Source organism: Arthrobacter sp. MDT2-16 (assembly GCF_054510925.1).
Genome location: NZ_JBTNDP010000001.1, coordinates 509,770 through 529,052, shown reverse-complemented (window position 1 = coordinate 529,052; position 19,283 = coordinate 509,770). Strand labels below are relative to the sequence as shown.

Genomic DNA, 19,283 nt, shown 5'->3' with positions numbered 1-19,283 from the left:
TCGAGCACGAACCGCCGACCTTCCGCAAGCTTTGCGCAAGAACATCCGGGTACCGCGCCCGGCAGCGGACCCGTCACTAATCTTGGACTGTGCCCACCCCATCCACGCCGCCGCGTCCTGACCAGGACCACGGTACGGTGCCCCTCCACGACGCCGTCCGGGTCCCGGACGCGCCAGGAAGGGCGGCGCAGCTCCTCGACCCGGACGTCCTCCGGGACATGAGGCGCGATTTCTCGGACCCCTCGGTGGTGGAGCGCTTCGCGCGCGACTTCTGCGATTCGCTGGCGGGGAAGATCGACCGGCTCGACGGCCGGCTCCAGGACGACGACGCGATGGGGGCGGAGGACGCCGTGCTCAGCGTGACGACGTCCGCCACGATGGTGGGCGCCGTACGCCTCGCCCAGGCGGCAGGTGCCACGCAGCGATCGATCAGGGCCGGCAGCCTCGAGGACGCCCGGCGCTCGGTGGCGCGTCTCCGCGCGTGCGCAGCCGACACCGTGTCCGCGTTCCAGGACAGCCGCCCCGAACACCGCTGACCGGGGGCGGGCGGCTCAGCGCGAGGTGGTGCCCTGCGGCATGATCCGGAATCCGACCCCGCGCACGGTGATGATCAGATCCGGGTCCCCCATGGTGCGGGCCAGCTTCTGGCGGAGGTTCGCGATGTGCACCTCGATGGCGCGTTCGTCGGTGCGGCTCACGAAGTTGTATCCGCGGTAGTCCTTGCCCCGCGAGACGCGTACCAGCTCCTCCTTCGTCCGGACGGCGCCGTTGCTGCGCAGGAGTTCGTGGAGCAGGTTGAACTCGGTCTTCGTGAGCGGCAACTCGATACCGGAGCAACTCGCCGTGCGCGCCTCGCCGTCCACCACGAGCGCGCCGTTGCGCAGGAGGGTGTCGGAGGCCTGCCGACGGTCGGGGACGGACGGAGCGACCACCGTCACGGGTACCGCGGACCGGCCCGACGGATGCTGTGCCATCTGCCCGGCACGGGGCCGGCGGAGCATCGCGTCGATGCGTGCCCGGAGCTCGCGGGGACGGAACGGTTTCAGGACGTAGTCGTCCGCGCCGGCCTGCAGGGCGGTCAGGATGTCCAGTTCGTCCGCGCGGCCGCTCAGGACGATCACGTAGCAGTCCGTGGTCGAGCGGATCCTCCGCAGGACCTCGTACCCGTCGATGTCGGGCAGCCCGATGTCCAGGGTCACCACGGTCGGGTGTTCCCGACGCACGACGTCGACGCCCTCGCGACCGGTGGCCGCGCCGGTGACCTGGAAGCCTCCCTGCTCCAGGATGGCGGAGACCAGGTTGCGGATGTCGAGGTCGTCCTCGATCACGACGGCCGGCCGGACGTCCCCGGGCGCAGGGCTATTCATGGCGTGTTACCCCGTGATGGTGCTGCGTGCCCGCAGGGGCCTGCTCGAGGACGATCCGTCCGACCGGTGCGGGGGCTGTATGGAATTGAGGCGTCCTTGGCATACTGCGTGGACCTCTTCTGTTCGGCGGCCCGGCTGACCGCATGGGTCCCGTGGCTTTGCGTCCCCGGCTCGCACCGGGTTTGCCTTTGTCGACGAGCGGTTGCCCGCCCGACGATATTAGCAACCCCCGGTGACACCGCAGCGACCAACGGCCCGGCGCGGTTCGGCGTGGCGTTCCTCCGCGGCTGCGGAGGTCACCGCGGCGCCGCATCGGGCTGCCGGAGGATGACTGCATGATGGCGTACCGCGTCACTGACGGCGGACAGCGCTGTCGAGCCGTGACGCCACTGCTGCCAGTACAGCGGCACGTCCACGTGGCCGCCCGGTTCGAGGGCCTCGAAGGCCCGGCGGTCGGCCTCGCCCCTCAGCTCCAGTTCGGAGACGAGCCCCCAGCCCATGCCGAGCCGGATGGCGTCGATGAACTCCTGGGCCGCGGGGACGTAGTGGCGCGGCGGGTCGAGGGTGCGACGCGAGCGCGAGCGGAGGTACCGGTCCTGCAGGTCGTCCTTCCGGTCGAAGACGATCACGGGGGCGACGCCGAGCTGCTCCGTCGTCGCACCGTCCCGGAACCAGGTCCGGCGGAACTCCCGTGTGCACACCGGGACGTAGCGCATGATCCCGAGCGGATGGGACGAGCACCCCCGGACTGCGGCGGCGACCGACGTGATGGCGGCCGCCGCCGCACCGCTGCGGAGCAGGTCGAGCGAGTGCTCCTGGTCCTCGCGCAACACCTCGATCTGCAGCGTGCCGGCAACCGTGGCCAGGGCGGGCAGCGCCCAGGTATGGAGCGAATCGCCATTGATGACGATCGTGATGCGCCGGCGCCCGCCCTGGTCGCCCGGCTCGAGGTCCGCCGCGAGGTCCGCGGCCAGCAGGTCGAACTGCCGGGCGAAGCGGACCACGGCCTGACCGGCCTGCGTGGGGCGCAGGGGCCGTGTCCGGGTGATGACGGGACGACCGACGGCGGCCTCCAGTGCGCGGATACGCTGGCTGACCGCCGAAGGGGTGATCGCGAGGGCCGCTGCCGCTGCCTCGAAGCTTCCGGCGGCCACGATCGCGGCGAGTGCCTCCGCGTGTGCCGGGTCGACGTGCCTCATGAGCAATTCTTACCATGCTGAAGGATCATTAGCTGGCCTGAACCGGTTGCCGCCTCCTAGGTTGAGGAGGTGATCACCACCGCCGCCACCGGACTCGCTGCCGGTCTGACCCTGATCGTCGCCATCGGATCGCAGAACGCCTTCGTGCTGCGCCAGGGCCTGAGGCGTTCCCATGTGCTGCTGGTGGTGGCGGTGTGCGCCCTCTCGGACCTGGTGCTGATCCTGCTGGGGGTCGGGGGACTGGGGGCGGTCATCGAACGGGCCCCCGTGGTCCTCGAGGTGGTGCGCTGGGCAGGGGCCGCGTTCCTGGCCGGCTACGCGGTCCTGGCGGCACGGCGTGCCCTCCGGGGCGAGCACCTCGACGCCGACGGCGGACCCGCCACGATGTCGTGGCGGGCCGCGCTCGGGACGTGCCTCGCCCTGACCTGGCTCAACCCCCACGTGTACCTCGACACGGTGCTGCTGCTGGGTACGCTGGCGACCACGCACGGCGTGCCGGGCAAGTGGTGGTTCGCCGGGGGAGCCGCTCTCGGCAGCCTCGTGTGGTTCACCGCACTCGGCATCGGGGCCCGCTACCTCGCGCCGCTCTTCGCCCGTCCACGCGCCTGGCGGATCCTCGACGCGCTGATCGCCGTCGTGATGCTCCTGCTGGCCGTGATGCTCGTCCTGCGGTAGCCGACGGCGCCGCGGGTGCGCCGCCCGGCCCGGGGAGTTACCGTCACTGCATGCGGATCGTGCCGTACGGGTCGGACCATCGGGCGGAGGTGCTCGAGCTGTCGATGCGCGCCTGGGAGCCGGTGTTCCCGCTGGTCCGCGAGGCGGTGGCGCCGTTCGTGTACGGGTCCTTCTATCCGGACGGGTGGAGGGAACGCCAGTATCGTGACCTCGCGGCCGTGCTCGACGGCGAGCCCGGGAACATCGCCGTCGCCGTGGAGGGTGCGCGCGTGGTGGGCTGGGTGTGCCTGCGACTCCATCCCGAGGACAGCATGGGCGAGATCCACGTCCTGAGCGTGGACCCGGAGTTCCAGCGGCGGGGCGTGGCCCGCGACCTCATGGATCATGCCTTCGCCAGGAGCCGGGAGGCCGGCATGCGCATGGTCCTCGTGGAGACCGGCGACGATCCGGGCCATGAACCGGCCCGCCGGGCGTACGAGGCGGCAGGCTTCGAGCGGTGGCCCGTTGCCCGCTACTTCAAGGACCTCTCCGGTTAGGGGACAGGGAAGGCGTCGCTCTCCTCCGGAGCGACGGTCCCGGGCCCGCTCGATGCGTAGGACTCTTCCCGCCGGTGGCGGAGGTGCTCGGCGACTACTCCTCGGTGTTGGCGCGTTCCTCGATCCAGTCCGTCGCCGCGTCCGAGAGGAACATGCCGTCGGGGCCGCGCTCACCCATCCACCAGGAGTCGGCGGCCACGAGGCCGCCCGCGCTGCTGATGTCCGCCACCACCTCGGGGGTCAGCGCCTCACCGTTGTGGGCGGTCAGCCAGTCCCGGGTCTGCGGCATGACGCCGTTCCACCACTGTTCGAGGTCCATGCCGGACAGTATGGCACCCTCCTTCCATTCCTGGATGATGCGCGGGGACGCATGGATGCACAGCATCCGCAGCGGGCCGTCGCCGTCGTTCGTGAAGCCGTGCCATTCGCCGGCCGGTGCCACGACGGTGTCGCCCGCCACTCCCGAGAGCCCTGCCGTCCCGACCGTGAAGCGCACGTGCCCCTCGAGGACCACCCACGTCTCGACGTACGGGTGCCGGTGCAGGGCGACGGTGTCACCGGGGTCGTTGTCCACCGCGAAGTAGGAGACGGCGGAGCCGTGCGCCTCGCCCTCGAAGCGGCGTGTCCTGCTGCCGGTGAGTGCGAGTTCCGCCGCGGGGATCGCACGAGCCGCGGGTGAGGCGCCGGTGGTCCTGGTCGTGTCGGGGTGCATGGGTGCCTCCTGGGTCGCTGGGATGCAGGGTGGACGGCGCAGGGGCTTCTTTCTCATCGCGCGTGCGGGCATCATTGTGCCTCTTGCTATAGTGTGCAACGCACACTATAGTTCCAGGCATGGCCCTCGATGACGACCGAACTGCCGGACACCTGCAGGAGCTGCGGCGCGGGACGGTCGTCCTGGCCTGCCTCACCCGGCTGCGCACCCCCGACTACGGGTACGCGCTCCTCGAAGCGCTCGAAGGCCTGGACATCCAGGTCGACGCGAACACGCTCTATCCACTCCTGCGGCGCCTCGAGAAGCAGGGCCTGCTGACGAGCGAGTGGAACACCGCCGAGTCCCGTCCCCGCAAGTTCTACCGGACGAGCCCGGCCGGCGACGACCTCGCCGCCACCCTCTCCGCCGACTGGGATCGGCTGACCGCATCGCTGCACCGCCTCGCTGAAGGGGAACTGCCATGACAACGTTGACCGATCGCTACGTCTGGGCCGTCGTCCGCACCGTGCCCGATACCCACCGCGCCGATATCGAGCCCGAGATCAGGGAGATGATCGGTGGCGCGGTCGACGCCCGCCTCGCCGCCGGTGAGGAGCCCGCCGCCGCGGAGCGCTCGGCGCTGCTCCAGCTGGGGGACCCGGAGCGCCTCGCGGCCGACTACGTGGACCGGCCCCTCACGCTGATCGGGCCGCGCTACTACCTCGACTGGCTCCGGCTCCTGAGGACGCTCCTCGCCGTCGTCGTCCCCATCTCCACCGCCGCGGTGTTCCTCGTGCAGTTCCTGAGCCAGGGTGAGGTCGGTGCGGCGATCGGCGGCGCTGTCACGACGGCGCTGAACGTCACGGTGCACATCGGGTTCTGGAGCACGCTCGTGTTCGTCATCCTGGAGCGGACGGGGGTCCCCGACACGGGGCTGGGGTGGTCCCCCGACACCCTCCCCGTCCTGCCCGACCGCTCGCGCCATGCGCGCCTGCCCGAGCTCGTCGCGTCACTGGTGTTCCTCGCCGTCTTCGCCGGCGCCATCCTCTGGCAGCAGGTCCGCTCCGTGGTCAACGCCGACGACGGCAGCGCGATCCCCCTGCTCGACCCGGCACTGTGGTCCTTCTGGCTCCCGTGGTTCCTGGGGCTGATCGTCCTCGAGGCGGGTTTCGCGGTCTGGCTGTACCTGCGGGACTGGTCCTGGCCGGCCGCCGTCGTGAACCTCGCCCTCGCCCTCGCCTTCGCGGTGCCCGCGGTCCTCCTGTGGTCCGGTGGAAGGCTGCTCAACCCGGCCTTCGTCGACGCCGTCGGATGGGGTCCCGCGGTCGCGACGGGGGGCGGCTGGACGGTCGGCTCCATCGTGACCGCGGTCGTGGTCCTCATCACCGCCTGGGACGTGGTGGACGGGTTCCTGAAGGCGCGGCGTGCGTCCGCCCCGGGAGCCCGGCAGCCCGTCCTCGTGGGCCGCTGACCCTGCCCGGGCACGCTCCGCCCGGGCGACGCGCGTACCGTGGTCTGATGGCAGCCACCGAGCCCCGTCAGCAGCACATCGTGAACACCCTCGTGGAAGCGCACCAGGACCTCATGGTCGCCGACCCCCTCGCCTTCCGGGCGCGGTTCCGGAAGATGGCGGCGGACCCCTACGCCTTCTACCGCGGCAGCGCGTCGCTGTTCTACACCGACATGGCAGGGCTCGACGACAGGTGGGCGGACGGGCGCACGGGTCGCGTGTGGATCCACGGCGACCTGCACGCCGAGAACTTCGGCACCTACATGAGCAACGAGGGACGGCTCACGTTCGACGTCAACGACTTCGACGAGGCGTACGTGGGCCACTTCTCCTGGGACCTGCGCCGGTTCGTTGCGTCGCTGACGCTGCTGTGCTGGCAGAAGGCGCTGCCGTCGCGGGCGGTGCGCGACCTGTCCCGCACCTACCTCGAGGCGTACCTGGGCCGGGTCGGGGACTACGTGGACGACGAGCAGTCGGCCTTCGCCTTCGGGCTGGACAACACCGAGGGCACCATCCACCGGGTCCTGCAGCAGGCCCGCGCCGCGCGGCGGACGCGCCTGCTCGACTCCCTCACGCTGATCGAGGACGACGAGCGCCAGTTCCGCGACGACGGATCGATTCGGGTGCTGGGAGGCGAGGAGTCCGCGGAGGTGTCGGACGCGTTCGAGCGCTACCTCGCCACCATCCCTGACGGCGAGCGCTCCCGCCGTCGCGTGTTCTACCGGGTCAAGGGGATCGTGGGGAAGAAGGGCTTCGGGATCGGCAGTGCGGGGCTGCCCACCTACAACGTGCTGATCGAGGGCTTCGACGAGGCGCAGGAGAACGACATCATCCTCACGATGAAGCAGTCGAACATCGCCGCGCCCAGCCGGATCGTGGACGACGAGCGCGTCCGCGGTTTCTTCCACGACGACGGGCACCGCGCCGTCGTGAGCCAGCGCTCGCTGCAGACCCACACGGACCCGTTCCTCGGCTACACCTCGATCCGTGGGGTCTCCTTCGTGGTGTCGGAACTGTCCCCCTACAAGCGGGATCTCTCCTGGGAGGACCTCACGGAACCCGAGCAGATGGTGCCCGTGCTCGAAGCGCTCGGGCAGGCCACCGCGAAGATCCACTGCTCGACCGACGAGGACAGCGACCACGACCTCGTGCCGTTCCGCACGGAGACCGCGATCCTCGCCGCCGTCGGTGACGCGCGCGAGGAGTTCATCGCAGACCTGGTGGGATTCGGCGAGGCCTACGCCGAGACGGTGCGGCAGGATCATGCCCTCTTCGTCGACGCTTTCCGCGAAGGACTCATCACCGCCGTACCGGCGGCATAGTGCAAGTTGAGTCCTCCTGGCTCAACTTCGTTTTGATCTCCGGCTGTGCAGGACTATAGTTGAGTGCAGAACGCTCAATCCACGCGCCCGGCGGATGAGCGCCTCGCAAATCCCGGGCAGTCGAAAGGAACTTGCATGTCACGTGCAGTAGGTATTGACCTCGGAACCACCAACTCGGTCGTCTCGGTCCTCGAGGGTGGCGAGCCCACCGTCATCGCCAACGCCGAGGGCGCGCGCACCACGCCGTCGATCGTCGCCTTCTCCAAGGCCGGCGAGGTCCTGGTCGGCGAGATCGCCAAGCGCCAGGCCGTCAACAACATCGACCGCACCATCTCCTCGGTCAAGCGCCACATGGGCACCGACTGGAGCGTCGACATCGATGCGAAGAAGTACACCCCGCAGGAGATCTCGGCGCGCATCCTCCAGAAGCTCAAGACGGATGCCGAGAGCTACCTCGGCGAGAAGGTCACCGACGCCGTGATCACCGTCCCCGCCTACTTCAACGACGCCGAGCGGCAGGCCACCAAGGAGGCCGGCGAGATCGCGGGCCTCAAGGTGCTGCGCATCGTCAACGAGCCCACCGCCGCGGCCCTCGCCTACGGTCTGGACAAGGGCAAGGAGGACGAGCTCATCCTCGTGTTCGACCTCGGCGGCGGCACGTTCGACGTCTCCCTCCTCGAGGTCGGCAAGGACGAGGACGCGTTCTCCACCATCCAAGTCCGCTCCACGTCCGGTGACAACCGCCTCGGCGGCGACGACTGGGACCAGCGCGTCGTCGACTACCTGCTCTCGCAGGCCAAGGCCAAGGGCGCCGATCTCTCCAAGGACAAGATCGCGCTGCAGCGCCTCAAGGAGGCCGCAGAGCAGGCCAAGAAGGAACTGTCCTCGGCGACGTCCACCAACATCTCGCTGCAGTACCTCTCGGTCACCGCGGACGGCCCCGTCCACCTCGACGAGCACCTGTCGCGTGCCAAGTTCCAGGACCTGACCAAGGACCTGCTGGACCGCACCAAGAAGCCGTTCCAGGACGTCATCGCCGAGGCCGGCATCAAGGTCTCCGACATCGACCACATCGTCCTCGTCGGCGGATCCACCCGCATGCCCGCGGTCAGCGAACTCGTGAAGGAGCTCGCCGGTGGCAAGGAGCCCAACAAGGGCGTCAACCCGGACGAGGTCGTGGCCGTCGGTGCCGCACTGCAGGCCGGCGTGCTGAAGGGGGAGCGCAAGGACGTCCTGCTGATCGACGTCACCCCGCTGTCCCTCGGCATCGAGACCAAGGGCGGCATGATGACCAAGCTCATCGAGCGCAACACGGCCATCCCGACCAAGCGCAGCGAGACCTTCACCACCGCTGACGACAACCAGCCGTCCGTGGCCATCCAGGTCTTCCAGGGCGAGCGCGAGTTCACCCGGGACAACAAGCCGCTCGGCACGTTCGAGCTGACCGGCATCGCGCCGGCACCGCGCGGCGTCCCGCAGGTCGAGGTCACCTTCGACATCGACGCCAACGGCATCGTGCACGTGTCCGCCAAGGACAAGGGCACGGGCACCGAGCAGTCGATGACCATCACGGGCGGTTCGTCGCTGTCCAAGGAGGACATCGACCGCATGGTGCGCGAGGCCGAGGAGCACGCAGCCGAGGACAAGCAGCGCCGCGAGGCCGCCGACACCCGCAACGGTGCCGAGCAGCTCGCCTACTCGGTGGACAAGCTCATCGCCGACAACTCGGACAAGCTGCCCGAGGACGTCCGCACCGAGGTCCAGGCCGACGTCGACGCCCTGAAGAAGACGCTGGAGTCGCAGGACAACGACGCCGAGGTGAAGTCGGCCTTCGAGAAGCTGCAGTCCTCGCAGTCCAGGCTCGGCGAAGCGATCTACGCCTCCGCCCAGCAGGACGCAGGCTCCGCAGCCGGCGCACCCGCCGACGACCAGCCGGCCTCCGCAGGCGCCGACGAGGACATCGTCGACGCCGAGGTGGTCGACGAAGACACCAACGAGAAGAAGTAGCCATGCCGCACCACGGAAACGAAGAAGAGCACGAGTCCGAGCCGATCGTCCCTGAGACGGGCGAAGTCCGTGGGCAGCAGAACGACGCCGGTACTCCGGCCGCGGAGGAATCCGCGGCCGGAGTGCAGGCAGGTCCCGCCGGCGACAGCACGGAGGGCGACGCCCTGGCCCAGGCCGAGGCGATCCTGAACGAGGCCGGCGCCGACGGGGCGAGCAATCCCGCCGTGGACGTCGTCGCGGAGCTCCGCAACGACCTGCTCCGCCTGCAGGCCGAGTACGTGAACTACCGGCGCCGTGTTGAACGCGACCGGGATGTCGCACGCGACCAGGCCGTCATCGGCGTCATCAACACGCTGATGCCCGTCCTCGACGACATCGACGCCGCGCGCCAGCACGGCGACCTCGCCGAGGGACCCTTCGCGGCAATCGCGGGCAAGCTCGAGAACGCCCTCCGGACGTACGAGCTCACCCGGATCGACGAGGTCGGCGTCGCCTTCGACCCGAACATCCACGAAGCGCTCATGCAGCAGCCGAGTGCGGACGTCCAGGCTGATAGCGTCAGCCAGATCCTCCGCGCGGGCTACCGCAAGGGCGAGCGCGTCCTCCGGGCCGCGCAGGTCATCGTAGCGGTGCCTGAGTAGTTCTTACCGCGCTGCGCGGATGCCGAACGGCGGCGACGAAATTTCCCGGCTCGCTAGAGCTCGCTGGGAGATATTGAAGCCGCCTTCCTCGGCACTCCGCGCAGCGCTCCCGGGTTGTGTGATTCCTTCGGGATCGTGCAACCCGGCCCCACGTTTCAGTAGTACCTAGGAAAGGAGACGCCCGTTGGCCAGTCAGGATTGGGTGGACAAGGATTTCTACAAGATCCTGGGTGTTTCCAAGGACGCGTCCGACACCGACATCAAGAAGGCGTACCGGAAGCTCGCCCGCAAGTACCACCCCGACCAGAACCAGGGTGATGCCGCGTCCGAGAAGACGTTCAAGGACGTCTCGGAGGCCTACTCCGTGCTGTCCGACGCCGAGCAGCGCCAGCAGTACGACGCCATCCGCGCGATGGGCGGGGGAGCGCGCTTCTCCGCCGGCGGTGCCGGTGGAAGTGCCGGCGGCGGTGCGGGGTTCGAGGACATCTTCGGGAACCTCTTCGGCCAGGGGGCCGGGACCCGTCAGCGCACCGGCTTCTCCAACAGCGACCTTCCCCCCGAGTTCGCCGACCTGTTCGGCGGCGGTGGCAACGGATTCCCGGGCGGCTTCCAGTCCACGCGCCCCCAGAAGGGCGCCGACCGCACGGCCAGCACGTCCATCTCCTTCGCGGGCTCCATCAACGGGACCACCATCGGCCTGCGTGAACCCTCGGGCGAGCAGATCGACGTCCGCATCCCGGCCGGTATCCGCGACGGACAGAAGGTCCGGGTGAAGGGCAAGGGGCAGCCGGGGCAGAGCGGCCCCGGCGACCTCATGGTCACCGTCGCCGTGAAGGAGCATCCGCTGTTCAAGCGCGACGGCGACAACATCCGCGTGCACGTCCCCGTCAGCTTCCCCGAGGCGTCCCTCGGCGCCGAGATCGACGTCCCGACCCTCACCGGTGAGTTGGTGAAGATGAGGATCCCCGCCGGGACGCCGTCGGGCAGGACCCTGCGCCTCAAGGGCAGGGGCGTGAAGACCGCCAAGGCCACGGGGGACCTGCTCGTCACCGTCGACGTCGTCGTCCCGCAGAATCTGTCCAAGGAGGCCGAGGCCGCCGTCGAGGCCTTCCGGGCTGCTACGCGGGACGCGGATCCGCGGGCGGGCCTCGCCGCGAAGGCGCGCCTGTAAAGAGTACATTTGAGCGACCGCCGGGAGCCCCGGCGACGGAAGGAGGCCCGCCATGGACTACACGCTGCCGATCTATGTGATCTCCGTGGCCGCCGAACTCGCCGACATGCACCCGCAGACCCTGCGCCAGTACGACCGGCTGGGCCTCGTGACGCCCAGCCGGGCACCCGGAAGGGCCAGGCGCTACTCGCAGAAGGACGTCGGGACGCTGCGCGAGATCCAGCGCCTGTCGCAGGAGGGGGTGTCCCTCGAGGGCATCCGGCGCATCCTCGAACTCGAGAACCAGGTATCCGCACTGCAGGCGCGCGTCACGGAGCTGTCCTCCGAGCTGGCGTCCCGCCGCTTCCACGCCGAATCGAGCCGGGTCTTCGCCGCCGGGCTGGCGGGCGACGTCGTCACACTGGCCCGCGGCCAGCGCCCCCGCCCGCGCAGCCAGGCGCTCGTGGTGTGGCGCCCCGACACGGCGCGGACGGCGAACTAGCCACCGCCGGTGAGCGGTCGCCCGCGGCCGCGCACGGCCGCGGGTGGAATATGTCGGAGGACGCGGGCAGACTAAGGAGATGGAATACCTCGTGGGGTTGCACGATGCTTGATCTCTTCGTCCAGGCGCTCGTCGTCGGCGCCGGGGTCCTCACCGCCGTCGGCGCGGGGACCGGCGTGGCCGGGTGGCTCGTGGTCCGCAAGGTCAAGCGCTCCCGCATCATCGAGCGCACGAGGGACCGCGGCGTGCTGGCGGCCCGCGCTTATGCGCCGGACCGGCTGACGCGGGAACCCGCGCGGCTCATCGGTGACCTGACGCGGTCCTCGCGTGCCACGCACCTCGCCCTCGCCGAAGCGACGGCGCAGCGACGCCCCGTGGGGGACCTCCCCCGGGCGGCCGCTGAGATCGACCAGGCCGCGGCCTCCCTGGAGACCCTGCTGCGTGCTGCCGACCGTGAGCCGAACCGGGCACTGAAGCAGGAGTGGACCGCGGATCTCGCCGCGCAGGCGCGGGCGCTCGACGAGCTGTCCGCCGACCTGCGCCGCAGCCTGCTGCAGACCTCGCGGTCCATCGACACGCTGCAGCTCGAGCAGGCCACCAGCCGCCTCCGCACCGAGATCTCCGCCATGGCCACCTGGCGGGACAGCTACGGGAACCGGCAGACCTGGTGACGGGTCAGTCCAGGTAGCCGCAACCAACCATCACCCCGGGGGTCCAGAGTGTCGATCAAACGCCGCATCACGCGGATCGTGCAGGCCAACCGCTCCGCGGCGGAGGAGTCCAAGCAGGATCCCCGGATCCAGGCGCAGAGCGCCCAGCAGGCGCAGCGCAACCTCCTCGACCAGGCGCGCCGGGGGGCAGCGGACGTCGCGGCGCACCACCACCGGGTGGGCCTGGCCGCGAACGAGGCCGCCGACTACGTCAACCGGGTCGAGGCCGCTGCCGCAGCCGCGGTGCAGCGCGGGGACGACGACGCCGCCCGGGCCGCGATCCGCGAATCGATGACGGCGCGGCGTCGCCTCGAGACCCTCACCCGGCAGTTGCACGAGGCGGAGCAGCAGGCACGCCGGCTCCACGACGACGTGCAGCGGCTGGAACAGCGCGTGCAGCAGAACGCCATGGAGTACGACGCCATGCTGGCCCGCCGCGCGGCGGCCCAGGCTGCGATCGGTGTGCATGACGCACTGGCGTCGTCCTCGCGGGAGGCGGCCGCGATGGACGCGGCGCGGCGCAACGCCGAACTCGAGGTGCGGCGCTTCGAGGCGCAGGCCCAGGCCCGTGAGGAACTGTCCTGGACGGACCCGTCGTCACCGCGCCTGCAGCAGGCCTTCGAGGAACTCGAGGCGGAGGCCGCCGCCCAGCAGGAGCTCGAGGAGCTCAAGCGGAGGAACGGCCGAGGCTATCCTCCAGTGCAACGCTGAGCGCCTGCCGGACGGCGGCATCGACGTCCTCCGGCTGCCTGAGCCGGAGGCGCCAGGCGAACGGTTCGTTCGTGCGGATCGGCTCGAGCCCGGGCAGTCCGGGGATCGCGAGCCGGAAGACCAGGTCCACGGCGGTCCTGGTGGGCGTGAGCTGCGCGAACTTCCGTCGCGACGACTGCAGGGACACGTAGGTCTTGCGCAGCTGGATGGTGACCTCCGGTGTCGCGGTGGCCCAGGATACGATGCTGTCAGCGATGGGCCTGAGGGCCGGACGGTTCGCGTACTGGGCGGCGTAGAGCTCCTCCGCCGACCGCTCGAAGAACTCCGGCAGTCCGAAGACCTCCCAGTCGACGCTCATCAGGTTGTATCCGGTGACTCCCTGTTCCTTCAGCCAGTGCGAGAGATCCTCCCGCGTGCCGATCCCCGCAGTACGCGCCTCCGCAGCCCAATCCGCCGGTGTCCGTCCGGTGGTGCGGAGCAGCCGCGCGGCGTTGGCGTGCACCATCGACTGCCAGCTCTGCATCTCGCCCATGGCCACACTGTAGCGTTCCGGTGCCGTCCCGCCGGGCGCGAAGGGAAGGACGCCGAAGGCCGTTGCTACACTCTGCCCATGACCGAGCTGAGCGGTGCCCACGTCCTCGTCGTCGGTGCGACGGGAGTCCTCGGGGCCGAGCTGTCCCGCCAGCTCGTGGCCCAGGGCGCCCAGCTCACGCTCTCGGGCCGTTCCGACGACAGACTGGCGGCGCTCGCGGACGAACTCGGCGATGCCGTCCTGGGCCGCGCCGCTGCCGATCTCGGCAGACCCACGGGCCCGGCGGACATCGCCGCTGCCATCTACGGGCGCGAACTGAGCGGGCTGGTGTTCGCCTCCGGCGTCGTGGCGTTCGGTCCCGCCGTCGAGGTGGACGACGACACCCTCGACGAACTCGTGCTCGTGAACCTGCTCGGCTACATGCGGCTCGTGCGCGAGATCGCGCCCCGGCTCGCGCGGGACTCGTTCATCGCGCAGATCAGCGCCGTCGTCGCCGAGAGCCCGACGGCGGGCATGGCCGCGTACTCCGCGACGAAGGCGGGACTGAGCGCCTACGGGAAGGCGCTGACACTGGAGCTGCGCAGGCAGGGGGTGCGGGTGCTCGACGCCCGCCCGCCCCACACCGAGACCGGGCTGGCTAGCCGGCCCATCGCAGGGGAGGCGCCGAGGCTGCCGCAGGGCAAGGATCCGGTGGCTGTCGCCGCACGCATCGTGACGGCCATCCGGGACGGCGAGCGCGACCTGCCGTCGTCGGCATTCTGAGCAGGGGCCCGGCGGGCACAGCCATCCATCGGAGGTGACCATGGCGGACGGACCCGAGCCCTTCGAACTCCACGAGTCGGGAGCGTTCCTGCACGGGACGAAGGCGGACCTCGCCGGGGACCTCCAGCGCCGGGGCCTGGCCGTCATCGACGACTGAACCGACGGCGCCTCGCCTCTCACTCCACCCGCACCCTCACCCGGATCGGCGCGGCGGCAGCGGTGCTCGCCGCGCACGCGAGAGCCGCCACCGCGAAGGCGAGCGTCGCGCCGCCCTGCTGGAGCAGGAATCCGGTGAGGGGTGCGCCGGCCGCCTGCCCCAGCACGAGGGAGGTGAACAGCAGCGACGTGCCCGCAGCGCTGCCCGCGTCGGTGGTGGAGGCCCACAGGATGAGCACGGAGGTCGCCGCCGTGTAGGCCAGTCCGAACAGGGCGGAGGCCGCGTAGGCCAGGAGCAGGGAGTCCGGTACCGTCCCGAGGAGTGCGGTGGCCGCCGCCGTCGCCAGGGTGGTCAGCGACCAGGCGGCTGGGACGGAGCGGCCGGCGAGCCAACGCGACACCAGGGTGGCGCCGGCGCCCCCGAGCCCCAGCGCTATCCAGGCGCCGGCCGACAACCCCTCGCTCATACCGCCCGACTGCTCGAGCGTGGACCGGCCGTACACCCACACGGCGGCGCACCCGATCCCGAAGACGAAGGCCCCACACAGCGGCCGGGCCAGCCCGCGCCTGCTCGATCGTGCGACGAGGGACGGAGCGGGCCGAGGTGGTGCAGCCGGTGCGACGGCGCTTCCGTCGAGCCGCAGGACGGCGAGCATGGACGTCACGGCGAGCACTGCCACGAGCGCCCATGCCAGGCGCCACGCCTCACCGAGCACCAGGGACAGGGCGCCCGCCAGGACCACGCCGAAGCCCGTCCCCGAATTGACCACCGATTGCAGGCGCCCGCGGGCCTCCGGTGCGGTGTTCCGCTGCACCAGCTCCACCAGGGCGGGGGACGCGAAGCCTGCTCCGGTGCCGGCGAGCAGGACCCCTGCGGCGAAGATCGGGGTGGTCTGGGCGCCGGCGATGCCGATGCTGCCGAGAGCCGCCGAGAGGCCCGCGAGCAGCGTCACCGCCCGCGGATGACCCTGGGCGAAGCGGAAGCCGATCCCGGCGGAGACGCAGTAGAGGACCGACGCACCCGCGGCCAGCAGGCCGCTCACCGCGGGCGGCAGCGGGAACGACGCCGAGAAGGCGGGCAGGAACAGTCCGTAGCCAAGCCGGGCCAGACCGTAGGTGACCGCGATGAGCGAGACCGCGGATGCGGCGAAGAGGAGGTCCCGACGGGACGTGGCGAACTGTAACGATCGTTTCATTGAAACGAACGTTATACCCTTGTTCCATGGCACGACAACCGACAGCGCGGGATCGACTCCTCGATGCGGCAGAGGACCTGGCCGCGACGCGGGGTGTCACCGCCACCCCCGTGGATGCGATTCTCGAGCGCGCCCAGGTGTCACCGGCGACGCTGTACGCGCACTTCGGCAACAAGGAGGGGCTGATCACCCACGCCCTGCAGCGCAGGCTGTCCCGGTGGGACACGACCTGGCAGGAGTGCGTCGACGAGGCGCCCACCCCCGAGGAGAAGGTGCTCGCGCTCTTCGCAGCCCTCGCACGGTATCGGCAGGGGGTCACACCTTCCCGGTGGTGCGTGTTCCTCGGGGTCACCGCGGAGACCCCGCACCCGGGTCCCGACCTCGAGGCCACCCTGGGCGACGACACCCGGCTGTTGCTGGGGCGGCTCGAAGACCTGGCGGCTCCCCTCGTCGGCGCCGACGGAGCCGCGCTCCTGGCACGCCACCTCGTCCTGATCTACACCGGGGTCCTCGGGATGATCCTGCGTGGGACGGACGTGGACACCGCCACCACCGAAGGGCGGCGCATCGCGAGCATCACCCTGCAGTCCTTCACCGGAGCGCCGGCGGCGGCTTCCTGAGCCCACCGGGACCGGTGCCCGGTCACGCGAAGTCCTGGACCTTCCTCCACCCGGGATCGAGCGAGTGCCGGGCGGTGACGGGACGCCGGTCGCGAGCGGCGGCGTCGAGCACGTCACGCCCGTTCTGGTCCTCCGAGTCGGAGTAGAAGTGGAGGGTCCTGACGCCCCTGGAGGTCTCGGCGGCGACGAGCATCCCACGGTGACCGAGGGACCGCACGAGGGTGTCCTCGAGATCGTCGAGGACACCGAGCGCCGCCGGCAGGGGCAGGCCCTGCCCGTCGGCCTCGAAGGGGACCCGCAGCGCCGTGTGGAGATCGAAGCGCGGATGGTCGATCCACCGCAGCGGGCGCAGGACCCGCACCGAGATCGGGTCGCCGGCGCCGAGTGTCCCCTGCATCAGCAGCCACGCCGGCGGGGGCAGCGTGCCCGCCAGGTCGGCCACCCGCGCCGGCAGGTCCACGGCCGCGATGCTGTCCACGACGTCGGTCGCGATGCAGTCCACGCGGCGTACCCAGCGTTCGACGTCGTCCTCGCCCAGCAGCCACTCGAGGACGAGGACGCACAGGCCGTGCTCGTCGTCCCAGCGACCCGTGAACCCGGGGTTGTACACGGAGACGATGAACCCGTCACCCTTGCGGGTCACCGCCGCGTGGACCCTGGTGCGGCGGAGGTCGAACGTCCTGCCGCGGTACGTGATGGTGGAGTCGAGCATGTCGGGCCGCGCGCTGCGGGCGGGCATGAATTCCCAGCGCCTGCTCGGCGGCGGCGCCGCCCGGTACCAGCGCTCGGCCACGGGACGCAGCGCGGCATCGCCTCCGCTGGAGAGGCACAGGGTGTGCTCGGCACCGACACCTGTGCGCGTCTCCCACTCCAGGCCCCGGGCGATCGCCCTCACCCTGTGGGTCATCACGTCCACGTAGGCGTCGAAGTCACCGGCCCTCGTGGCTGTGGTGAGCAGTTCCTCGCCGTCCTCGGTCCACCACTGCCAGAACGCCGCGACGGGGTCCCTGCCGTGTCCGTGGCGGGATGGTGCCCGGCGGCTGAAGAGTCCCATGGTCCCTGCTTCTGTCGGTGTACGCGTCCGGGGAGGCGTCGGTCAGCGACGCCGGTAGGTGAGGTCGAAGACCATCCGCCCGGCCTTGATCGCCTTGTTCTCGAAGCTCGTGAGGGTCCGCCCCTCGAAACGCGGCGCCCAGCCTCCGCGCTCGTCGACGCCCTCGTTGACGCCCGTGTTGCCGGTGCTCACCGGGTCGCGTCCCTCACGCACCGGGGCGCCGCCCACCACCGATTCCACGCCGCTCTCCCACACCTGGGTGAGGGGGCTCGCGGCTCCGGCGCGCTCGCCGTCGTGCAGGTTCTCGAAGTGCCCGCTCGCATCGAGGACCTCGCGCATCTGCACCGCATAGCTGGACCAGTCCGTGGCCAGGCGGAAGAGTCCGCCGGGCTCGAGGATGCGCGCGGCCAGCTCCACGTAGTCGTCCTTGACGAGCCGCCGCTTGTGGTGCCGCGCCTTGTGCCAGGGGTCGGGGAAGAACGTCCACAGTTCCGCGACGGAGGACGCCGGGATCATGCCGGCGAAGGCCTCCGCCGCGTCGACCTGAGCGGTCCGCACGTTCGTCAGGTCCTTCTGGCTGATACGGAGCATCGTCTGGGCCAGCCCCGGCCGGTAGACCTCCAGGGCGAGGTAGTCGCGGTCCGGGTCCTGTTCCGCGGCGTGCGTGATGGCCTCGCCGAGTCCCGAGCCCACCTCCACGACGAGCGGGGCGGTCCGCCCGAAGGCGGTTCCGGCGTCGAACACGAAGCCCGGAGCCACGGACGTGTCGGCGTTGTCGATGCGCGGTACGTCGATGAGGAAGTCCTCGGCGAGGTCGTCCCAGGCCTCGCGGCGCCGGCCCTGGAGGCGTGAGCCCCGCCGGACGAAGGAGACGGGCTGGGCGCGGTGCGGCTGGTCGGGGGTCTGTGCTGAGGGCTCCATCACCTCCAAGGCTACCGGCAGCACGCCCGCCGGTACCGCCGCCGGGCACGGCCTGTGGCCGGCGAGGTGCGCCCGGGGAATCCCTACGCCACGGGTGAACCGCGCATCCGCTGCTGCGCCGGGCACCCCATCGTCGGACCGGGTGGTCATCGCATCGGGGCGCCGTGCATCGTCGATCGGGTGCACCGCCGCGGGGCGGTGCACTGGTGTGCCCACGCGGACAGTGGCAGAGTGATGTGACGAACCCGAGGAGGCGCGACATGAACACGGGTCCTGATGCGGTGGCGCCGGCGGCAGCTGGGAGCGGCGAGGCCACGGGCGGTCTCGCCCTGCAGTTGAGTGAGCTCGCGCGCGGACTCCGTCGTCAACCCGACGTGGATTCGACCCTCGCCGAGATCGTCCACGCCGCCCTGTCCCTCATCCCGCCCGCGGCGGAGGGCTCCATCAGCCTCGTCCGGGCCCGGCGGCGCGTGGAATCGCGGGCCGCGTCGGGGGACCTGCCCCGGATCATCGACGACCTGCAGACCCGGACCGGGCAGGGTCCGTGCCTCGATGCGGTCTTCCGTGAACGCATCGTCCGGGTGCCGAGTCTGAGGGACGAGCCCCGGTGGCCCGACTTCGCACGGCGTGCCTGGGACGCCGGAGCGCGCAGCATGCTCTCCTTCCAGCTCTTCGTGGACGACGACAACCTCGGTGCGCTGAACCTGTACGGCGCGGAGGTGGGCGAGTTCGGTGAGGACTACGAGCAGGTCGGCCTGCTGATCGCGGCCCACGCCGCGATCGCCCTCTCCGACGCGCAGGAGATCTCCAACCTCAACGCCGCGCTCATCACCAGGGACGTCATCGGCCAGGCGAAGGGCATCCTCATGGAACGCCACAAGCTCACCGCCCACGAGGCGTTCCTGGTGCTCTCCTCCGCGAGCACGAAGACCAACACCAAGCTGATCGAGGTCGCCGAGCAGCTCGCCGTCCGCGGAGATCTGGCGTCGCGGCGCCGGATCGCGGAGTAGGCGGGGACCGC

22 protein-coding genes and 1 riboswitch are annotated in these 19,283 nt (G+C 70.7%); of the genes, 15 read left to right on the top strand and 7 right to left on the bottom strand.

Going from position 1 to position 19,283, the window contains the following annotated elements; all coding sequences use genetic code 11:
• Positions 1–89: 89 nt before the first annotated feature.
• Positions 90–536 carry a hypothetical protein gene (locus ACX80N_RS02555; RefSeq protein ID WP_157940210.1) on the top strand — a complete coding sequence of 149 codons (447 nt, stop codon included), beginning with the start codon at positions 90–92 and terminating at the stop codon, positions 534–536.
• Positions 537–551: 15 nt separating this feature from the next.
• On the opposite strand, the gene ACX80N_RS02550 is transcribed toward ACX80N_RS02555, so the two are convergent.
• Both ACX80N_RS02550 and ACX80N_RS02545 read right to left on the bottom strand, forming a co-directional pair.
• Positions 552–1,367, bottom strand: coding sequence for a response regulator transcription factor (locus tag ACX80N_RS02550; RefSeq protein ID WP_459338168.1), 816 nt, complete (start codon positions 1,365–1,367; stop codon positions 552–554).
• 122 nt (positions 1,368–1,489) lie between these two features.
• A riboswitch (cyclic di-GMP riboswitch) is annotated at positions 1,490–1,564 on the bottom strand.
• 99 nt (positions 1,565–1,663) lie between these two features.
• A complete protein-coding gene (locus ACX80N_RS02545; protein WP_459338167.1) occupies positions 1,664–2,566 on the bottom strand; it encodes an ArgP/LysG family DNA-binding transcriptional regulator in 903 nt (300 codons plus the stop codon).
• Between the two features lie 69 nt (positions 2,567–2,635).
• Here ACX80N_RS02545 and ACX80N_RS02540 point away from each other — a divergent pair, with 69 nt between their 5' ends.
• Together ACX80N_RS02540 and ACX80N_RS02535 are read left to right on the top strand one after the other, a co-directional pair.
• Positions 2,636–3,241: a LysE/ArgO family amino acid transporter gene (locus tag ACX80N_RS02540; protein ID WP_105031700.1), complete on the top strand. Its 606-nt coding sequence runs from the start codon at positions 2,636–2,638 to the stop codon at positions 3,239–3,241.
• 50 nt (positions 3,242–3,291) lie between these two features.
• On the top strand, positions 3,292–3,777 hold the full coding sequence (locus tag ACX80N_RS02535) for a GNAT family N-acetyltransferase (protein WP_459338166.1): 486 nt from the start codon (positions 3,292–3,294) through the stop codon (positions 3,775–3,777).
• A 94-nt stretch (positions 3,778–3,871) separates the two neighbouring features.
• Here the strand turns inward: ACX80N_RS02535 and ACX80N_RS02530 are convergent, their stop codons facing one another.
• Complete coding sequence (locus ACX80N_RS02530; protein ID WP_459338165.1) at positions 3,872–4,489, bottom strand: cupin domain-containing protein; 618 nt, start codon at positions 4,487–4,489, stop codon at positions 3,872–3,874.
• 119 nt (positions 4,490–4,608) lie between these two features.
• On the opposite strand from ACX80N_RS02530, the gene ACX80N_RS02525 reads away from it, so the two are divergent.
• The 9 genes from ACX80N_RS02525 to ACX80N_RS02485 all read left to right on the top strand — a co-directional run bounded on the left by ACX80N_RS02525 (position 4,609) and on the right by ACX80N_RS02485 (position 13,021).
• A complete protein-coding gene (locus ACX80N_RS02525) occupies positions 4,609–4,953 on the top strand; it encodes a PadR family transcriptional regulator (RefSeq protein ID WP_459338164.1) in 345 nt (114 codons plus the stop codon).
• The gene (locus ACX80N_RS02520; RefSeq protein WP_459338163.1) at positions 4,950–5,939 is read left to right on the top strand and encodes a permease prefix domain 1-containing protein; all 990 of its coding nucleotides are present in this window, start codon (positions 4,950–4,952) and stop codon (positions 5,937–5,939) included. The genes ACX80N_RS02525 and ACX80N_RS02520 overlap by 4 nt, the downstream gene beginning before the upstream one ends.
• A 47-nt stretch (positions 5,940–5,986) precedes the next feature.
• Positions 5,987–7,300, top strand: coding sequence for a DUF2252 domain-containing protein (locus tag ACX80N_RS02515; RefSeq protein ID WP_459338162.1), 1,314 nt, complete (start codon positions 5,987–5,989; stop codon positions 7,298–7,300).
• Between the two features lie 135 nt (positions 7,301–7,435).
• Positions 7,436–9,307 carry a molecular chaperone DnaK gene (dnaK, locus tag ACX80N_RS02510; protein ID WP_459338161.1) on the top strand — a complete coding sequence of 624 codons (1,872 nt, stop codon included), beginning with the start codon at positions 7,436–7,438 and terminating at the stop codon, positions 9,305–9,307.
• A gap of 2 nt (positions 9,308–9,309) precedes the next feature.
• On the top strand, positions 9,310–9,948 hold the full coding sequence (locus tag ACX80N_RS02505; RefSeq protein ID WP_459338160.1) for a nucleotide exchange factor GrpE: 639 nt from the start codon (positions 9,310–9,312) through the stop codon (positions 9,946–9,948).
• Between the two features lie 184 nt (positions 9,949–10,132).
• On the top strand, positions 10,133–11,119 hold the full coding sequence (locus ACX80N_RS02500; RefSeq protein ID WP_459338159.1) for a DnaJ C-terminal domain-containing protein: 987 nt from the start codon (positions 10,133–10,135) through the stop codon (positions 11,117–11,119).
• Between the two features lie 52 nt (positions 11,120–11,171).
• The gene (locus ACX80N_RS02495) at positions 11,172–11,600 is read left to right on the top strand and encodes a heat shock protein transcriptional repressor HspR (protein WP_459338158.1); all 429 of its coding nucleotides are present in this window, start codon (positions 11,172–11,174) and stop codon (positions 11,598–11,600) included.
• Between the two features lie 104 nt (positions 11,601–11,704).
• A complete protein-coding gene (locus tag ACX80N_RS02490) occupies positions 11,705–12,271 on the top strand; it encodes a hypothetical protein (RefSeq protein ID WP_105031691.1) in 567 nt (188 codons plus the stop codon).
• 48 nt (positions 12,272–12,319) lie between these two features.
• The gene (locus tag ACX80N_RS02485; RefSeq protein WP_459338157.1) at positions 12,320–13,021 is read left to right on the top strand and encodes a PspA/IM30 family protein; all 702 of its coding nucleotides are present in this window, start codon (positions 12,320–12,322) and stop codon (positions 13,019–13,021) included.
• Here ACX80N_RS02485 and ACX80N_RS02480 read toward each other — a convergent pair.
• On the bottom strand, positions 12,978–13,553 hold the full coding sequence (locus tag ACX80N_RS02480) for a DUF5655 domain-containing protein (protein WP_459338156.1): 576 nt from the start codon (positions 13,551–13,553) through the stop codon (positions 12,978–12,980). The genes ACX80N_RS02485 and ACX80N_RS02480 overlap by 44 nt on opposite strands.
• A gap of 78 nt (positions 13,554–13,631) precedes the next feature.
• Between ACX80N_RS02480 and ACX80N_RS02475 the strand changes: the two genes are divergently transcribed.
• Positions 13,632–14,315 (top strand): SDR family NAD(P)-dependent oxidoreductase, encoded by a 684-nt coding sequence (locus ACX80N_RS02475; RefSeq protein ID WP_459338155.1) that lies wholly within the window; start codon positions 13,632–13,634, stop codon positions 14,313–14,315.
• A gap of 176 nt (positions 14,316–14,491) precedes the next feature.
• Here the strand turns inward: ACX80N_RS02475 and ACX80N_RS02470 are convergent, their stop codons facing one another.
• The gene (locus tag ACX80N_RS02470) at positions 14,492–15,667 is read right to left on the bottom strand and encodes an MFS transporter (RefSeq protein WP_459338154.1); all 1,176 of its coding nucleotides are present in this window, start codon (positions 15,665–15,667) and stop codon (positions 14,492–14,494) included.
• A 26-nt stretch (positions 15,668–15,693) separates the two neighbouring features.
• On the opposite strand from ACX80N_RS02470, the gene ACX80N_RS02465 reads away from it, so the two are divergent.
• Positions 15,694–16,287: a TetR/AcrR family transcriptional regulator gene (locus ACX80N_RS02465; protein ID WP_459338153.1), complete on the top strand. Its 594-nt coding sequence runs from the start codon at positions 15,694–15,696 to the stop codon at positions 16,285–16,287.
• A gap of 22 nt (positions 16,288–16,309) precedes the next feature.
• Here the strand turns inward: ACX80N_RS02465 and ACX80N_RS02460 are convergent, their stop codons facing one another.
• Positions 16,310–17,341, bottom strand: a complete 1,032-nt coding sequence (locus ACX80N_RS02460; protein ID WP_459338152.1) for a DUF695 domain-containing protein — start codon at positions 17,339–17,341, stop codon at positions 16,310–16,312.
• A 42-nt stretch (positions 17,342–17,383) separates the two neighbouring features.
• Positions 17,384–18,262 carry a tRNA (guanosine(46)-N7)-methyltransferase TrmB gene (gene trmB, locus ACX80N_RS02455; RefSeq protein ID WP_459338151.1) on the bottom strand — a complete coding sequence of 293 codons (879 nt, stop codon included), beginning with the start codon at positions 18,260–18,262 and terminating at the stop codon, positions 17,384–17,386.
• A 260-nt stretch (positions 18,263–18,522) separates the two neighbouring features.
• Between trmB and ACX80N_RS02450 the strand changes: the two genes are divergently transcribed.
• On the top strand, positions 18,523–19,272 hold the full coding sequence (locus ACX80N_RS02450; protein ID WP_459338150.1) for a GAF and ANTAR domain-containing protein: 750 nt from the start codon (positions 18,523–18,525) through the stop codon (positions 19,270–19,272).
• Positions 19,273–19,283: the final 11 nt, after the last annotated feature.

What these genes read in the sequence shown, in the direction of transcription:
- ACX80N_RS02550 (WP_459338168.1), bottom strand. Translation starts at nt 1,367, where the DNA reads ATGAATAGCCCTGCGCCCGGGGACGTCCGGCCGGCCGTCGTGATCGAG.
- ACX80N_RS02545 (WP_459338167.1), bottom strand. Translation starts at nt 2,566, where the DNA reads ATGAGGCACGTCGACCCGGCACACGCGGAGGCACTCGCCGCGATCGTG.
- ACX80N_RS02535 (WP_459338166.1), top strand. Translation starts at nt 3,292, where the DNA reads ATGCGGATCGTGCCGTACGGGTCGGACCATCGGGCGGAGGTGCTCGAG.
- ACX80N_RS02530 (WP_459338165.1), bottom strand. Translation starts at nt 4,489, where the DNA reads ATGCACCCCGACACGACCAGGACCACCGGCGCCTCACCCGCGGCTCGT.
- ACX80N_RS02525 (WP_459338164.1), top strand. Translation starts at nt 4,609, where the DNA reads ATGGCCCTCGATGACGACCGAACTGCCGGACACCTGCAGGAGCTGCGG.
- ACX80N_RS02520 (WP_459338163.1), top strand. Translation starts at nt 4,950, where the DNA reads ATGACAACGTTGACCGATCGCTACGTCTGGGCCGTCGTCCGCACCGTG.
- ACX80N_RS02515 (WP_459338162.1), top strand. Translation starts at nt 5,987, where the DNA reads ATGGCAGCCACCGAGCCCCGTCAGCAGCACATCGTGAACACCCTCGTG.
- dnaK (WP_459338161.1), top strand. Translation starts at nt 7,436, where the DNA reads ATGTCACGTGCAGTAGGTATTGACCTCGGAACCACCAACTCGGTCGTC.
- ACX80N_RS02505 (WP_459338160.1), top strand. Translation starts at nt 9,310, where the DNA reads ATGCCGCACCACGGAAACGAAGAAGAGCACGAGTCCGAGCCGATCGTC.
- ACX80N_RS02495 (WP_459338158.1), top strand. Translation starts at nt 11,172, where the DNA reads ATGGACTACACGCTGCCGATCTATGTGATCTCCGTGGCCGCCGAACTC.
- ACX80N_RS02490 (WP_105031691.1), top strand. Translation starts at nt 11,705, where the DNA reads ATGCTTGATCTCTTCGTCCAGGCGCTCGTCGTCGGCGCCGGGGTCCTC.
- ACX80N_RS02480 (WP_459338156.1), bottom strand. Translation starts at nt 13,553, where the DNA reads ATGGGCGAGATGCAGAGCTGGCAGTCGATGGTGCACGCCAACGCCGCG.
- ACX80N_RS02475 (WP_459338155.1), top strand. Translation starts at nt 13,632, where the DNA reads ATGACCGAGCTGAGCGGTGCCCACGTCCTCGTCGTCGGTGCGACGGGA.
- ACX80N_RS02470 (WP_459338154.1), bottom strand. Translation starts at nt 15,667, where the DNA reads ATGAAACGATCGTTACAGTTCGCCACGTCCCGTCGGGACCTCCTCTTC.
- ACX80N_RS02465 (WP_459338153.1), top strand. Translation starts at nt 15,694, where the DNA reads ATGGCACGACAACCGACAGCGCGGGATCGACTCCTCGATGCGGCAGAG.
- ACX80N_RS02460 (WP_459338152.1), bottom strand. Translation starts at nt 17,341, where the DNA reads ATGGGACTCTTCAGCCGCCGGGCACCATCCCGCCACGGACACGGCAGG.
- trmB (WP_459338151.1), bottom strand. Translation starts at nt 18,262, where the DNA reads ATGGAGCCCTCAGCACAGACCCCCGACCAGCCGCACCGCGCCCAGCCC.
- ACX80N_RS02450 (WP_459338150.1), top strand. Translation starts at nt 18,523, where the DNA reads ATGAACACGGGTCCTGATGCGGTGGCGCCGGCGGCAGCTGGGAGCGGC.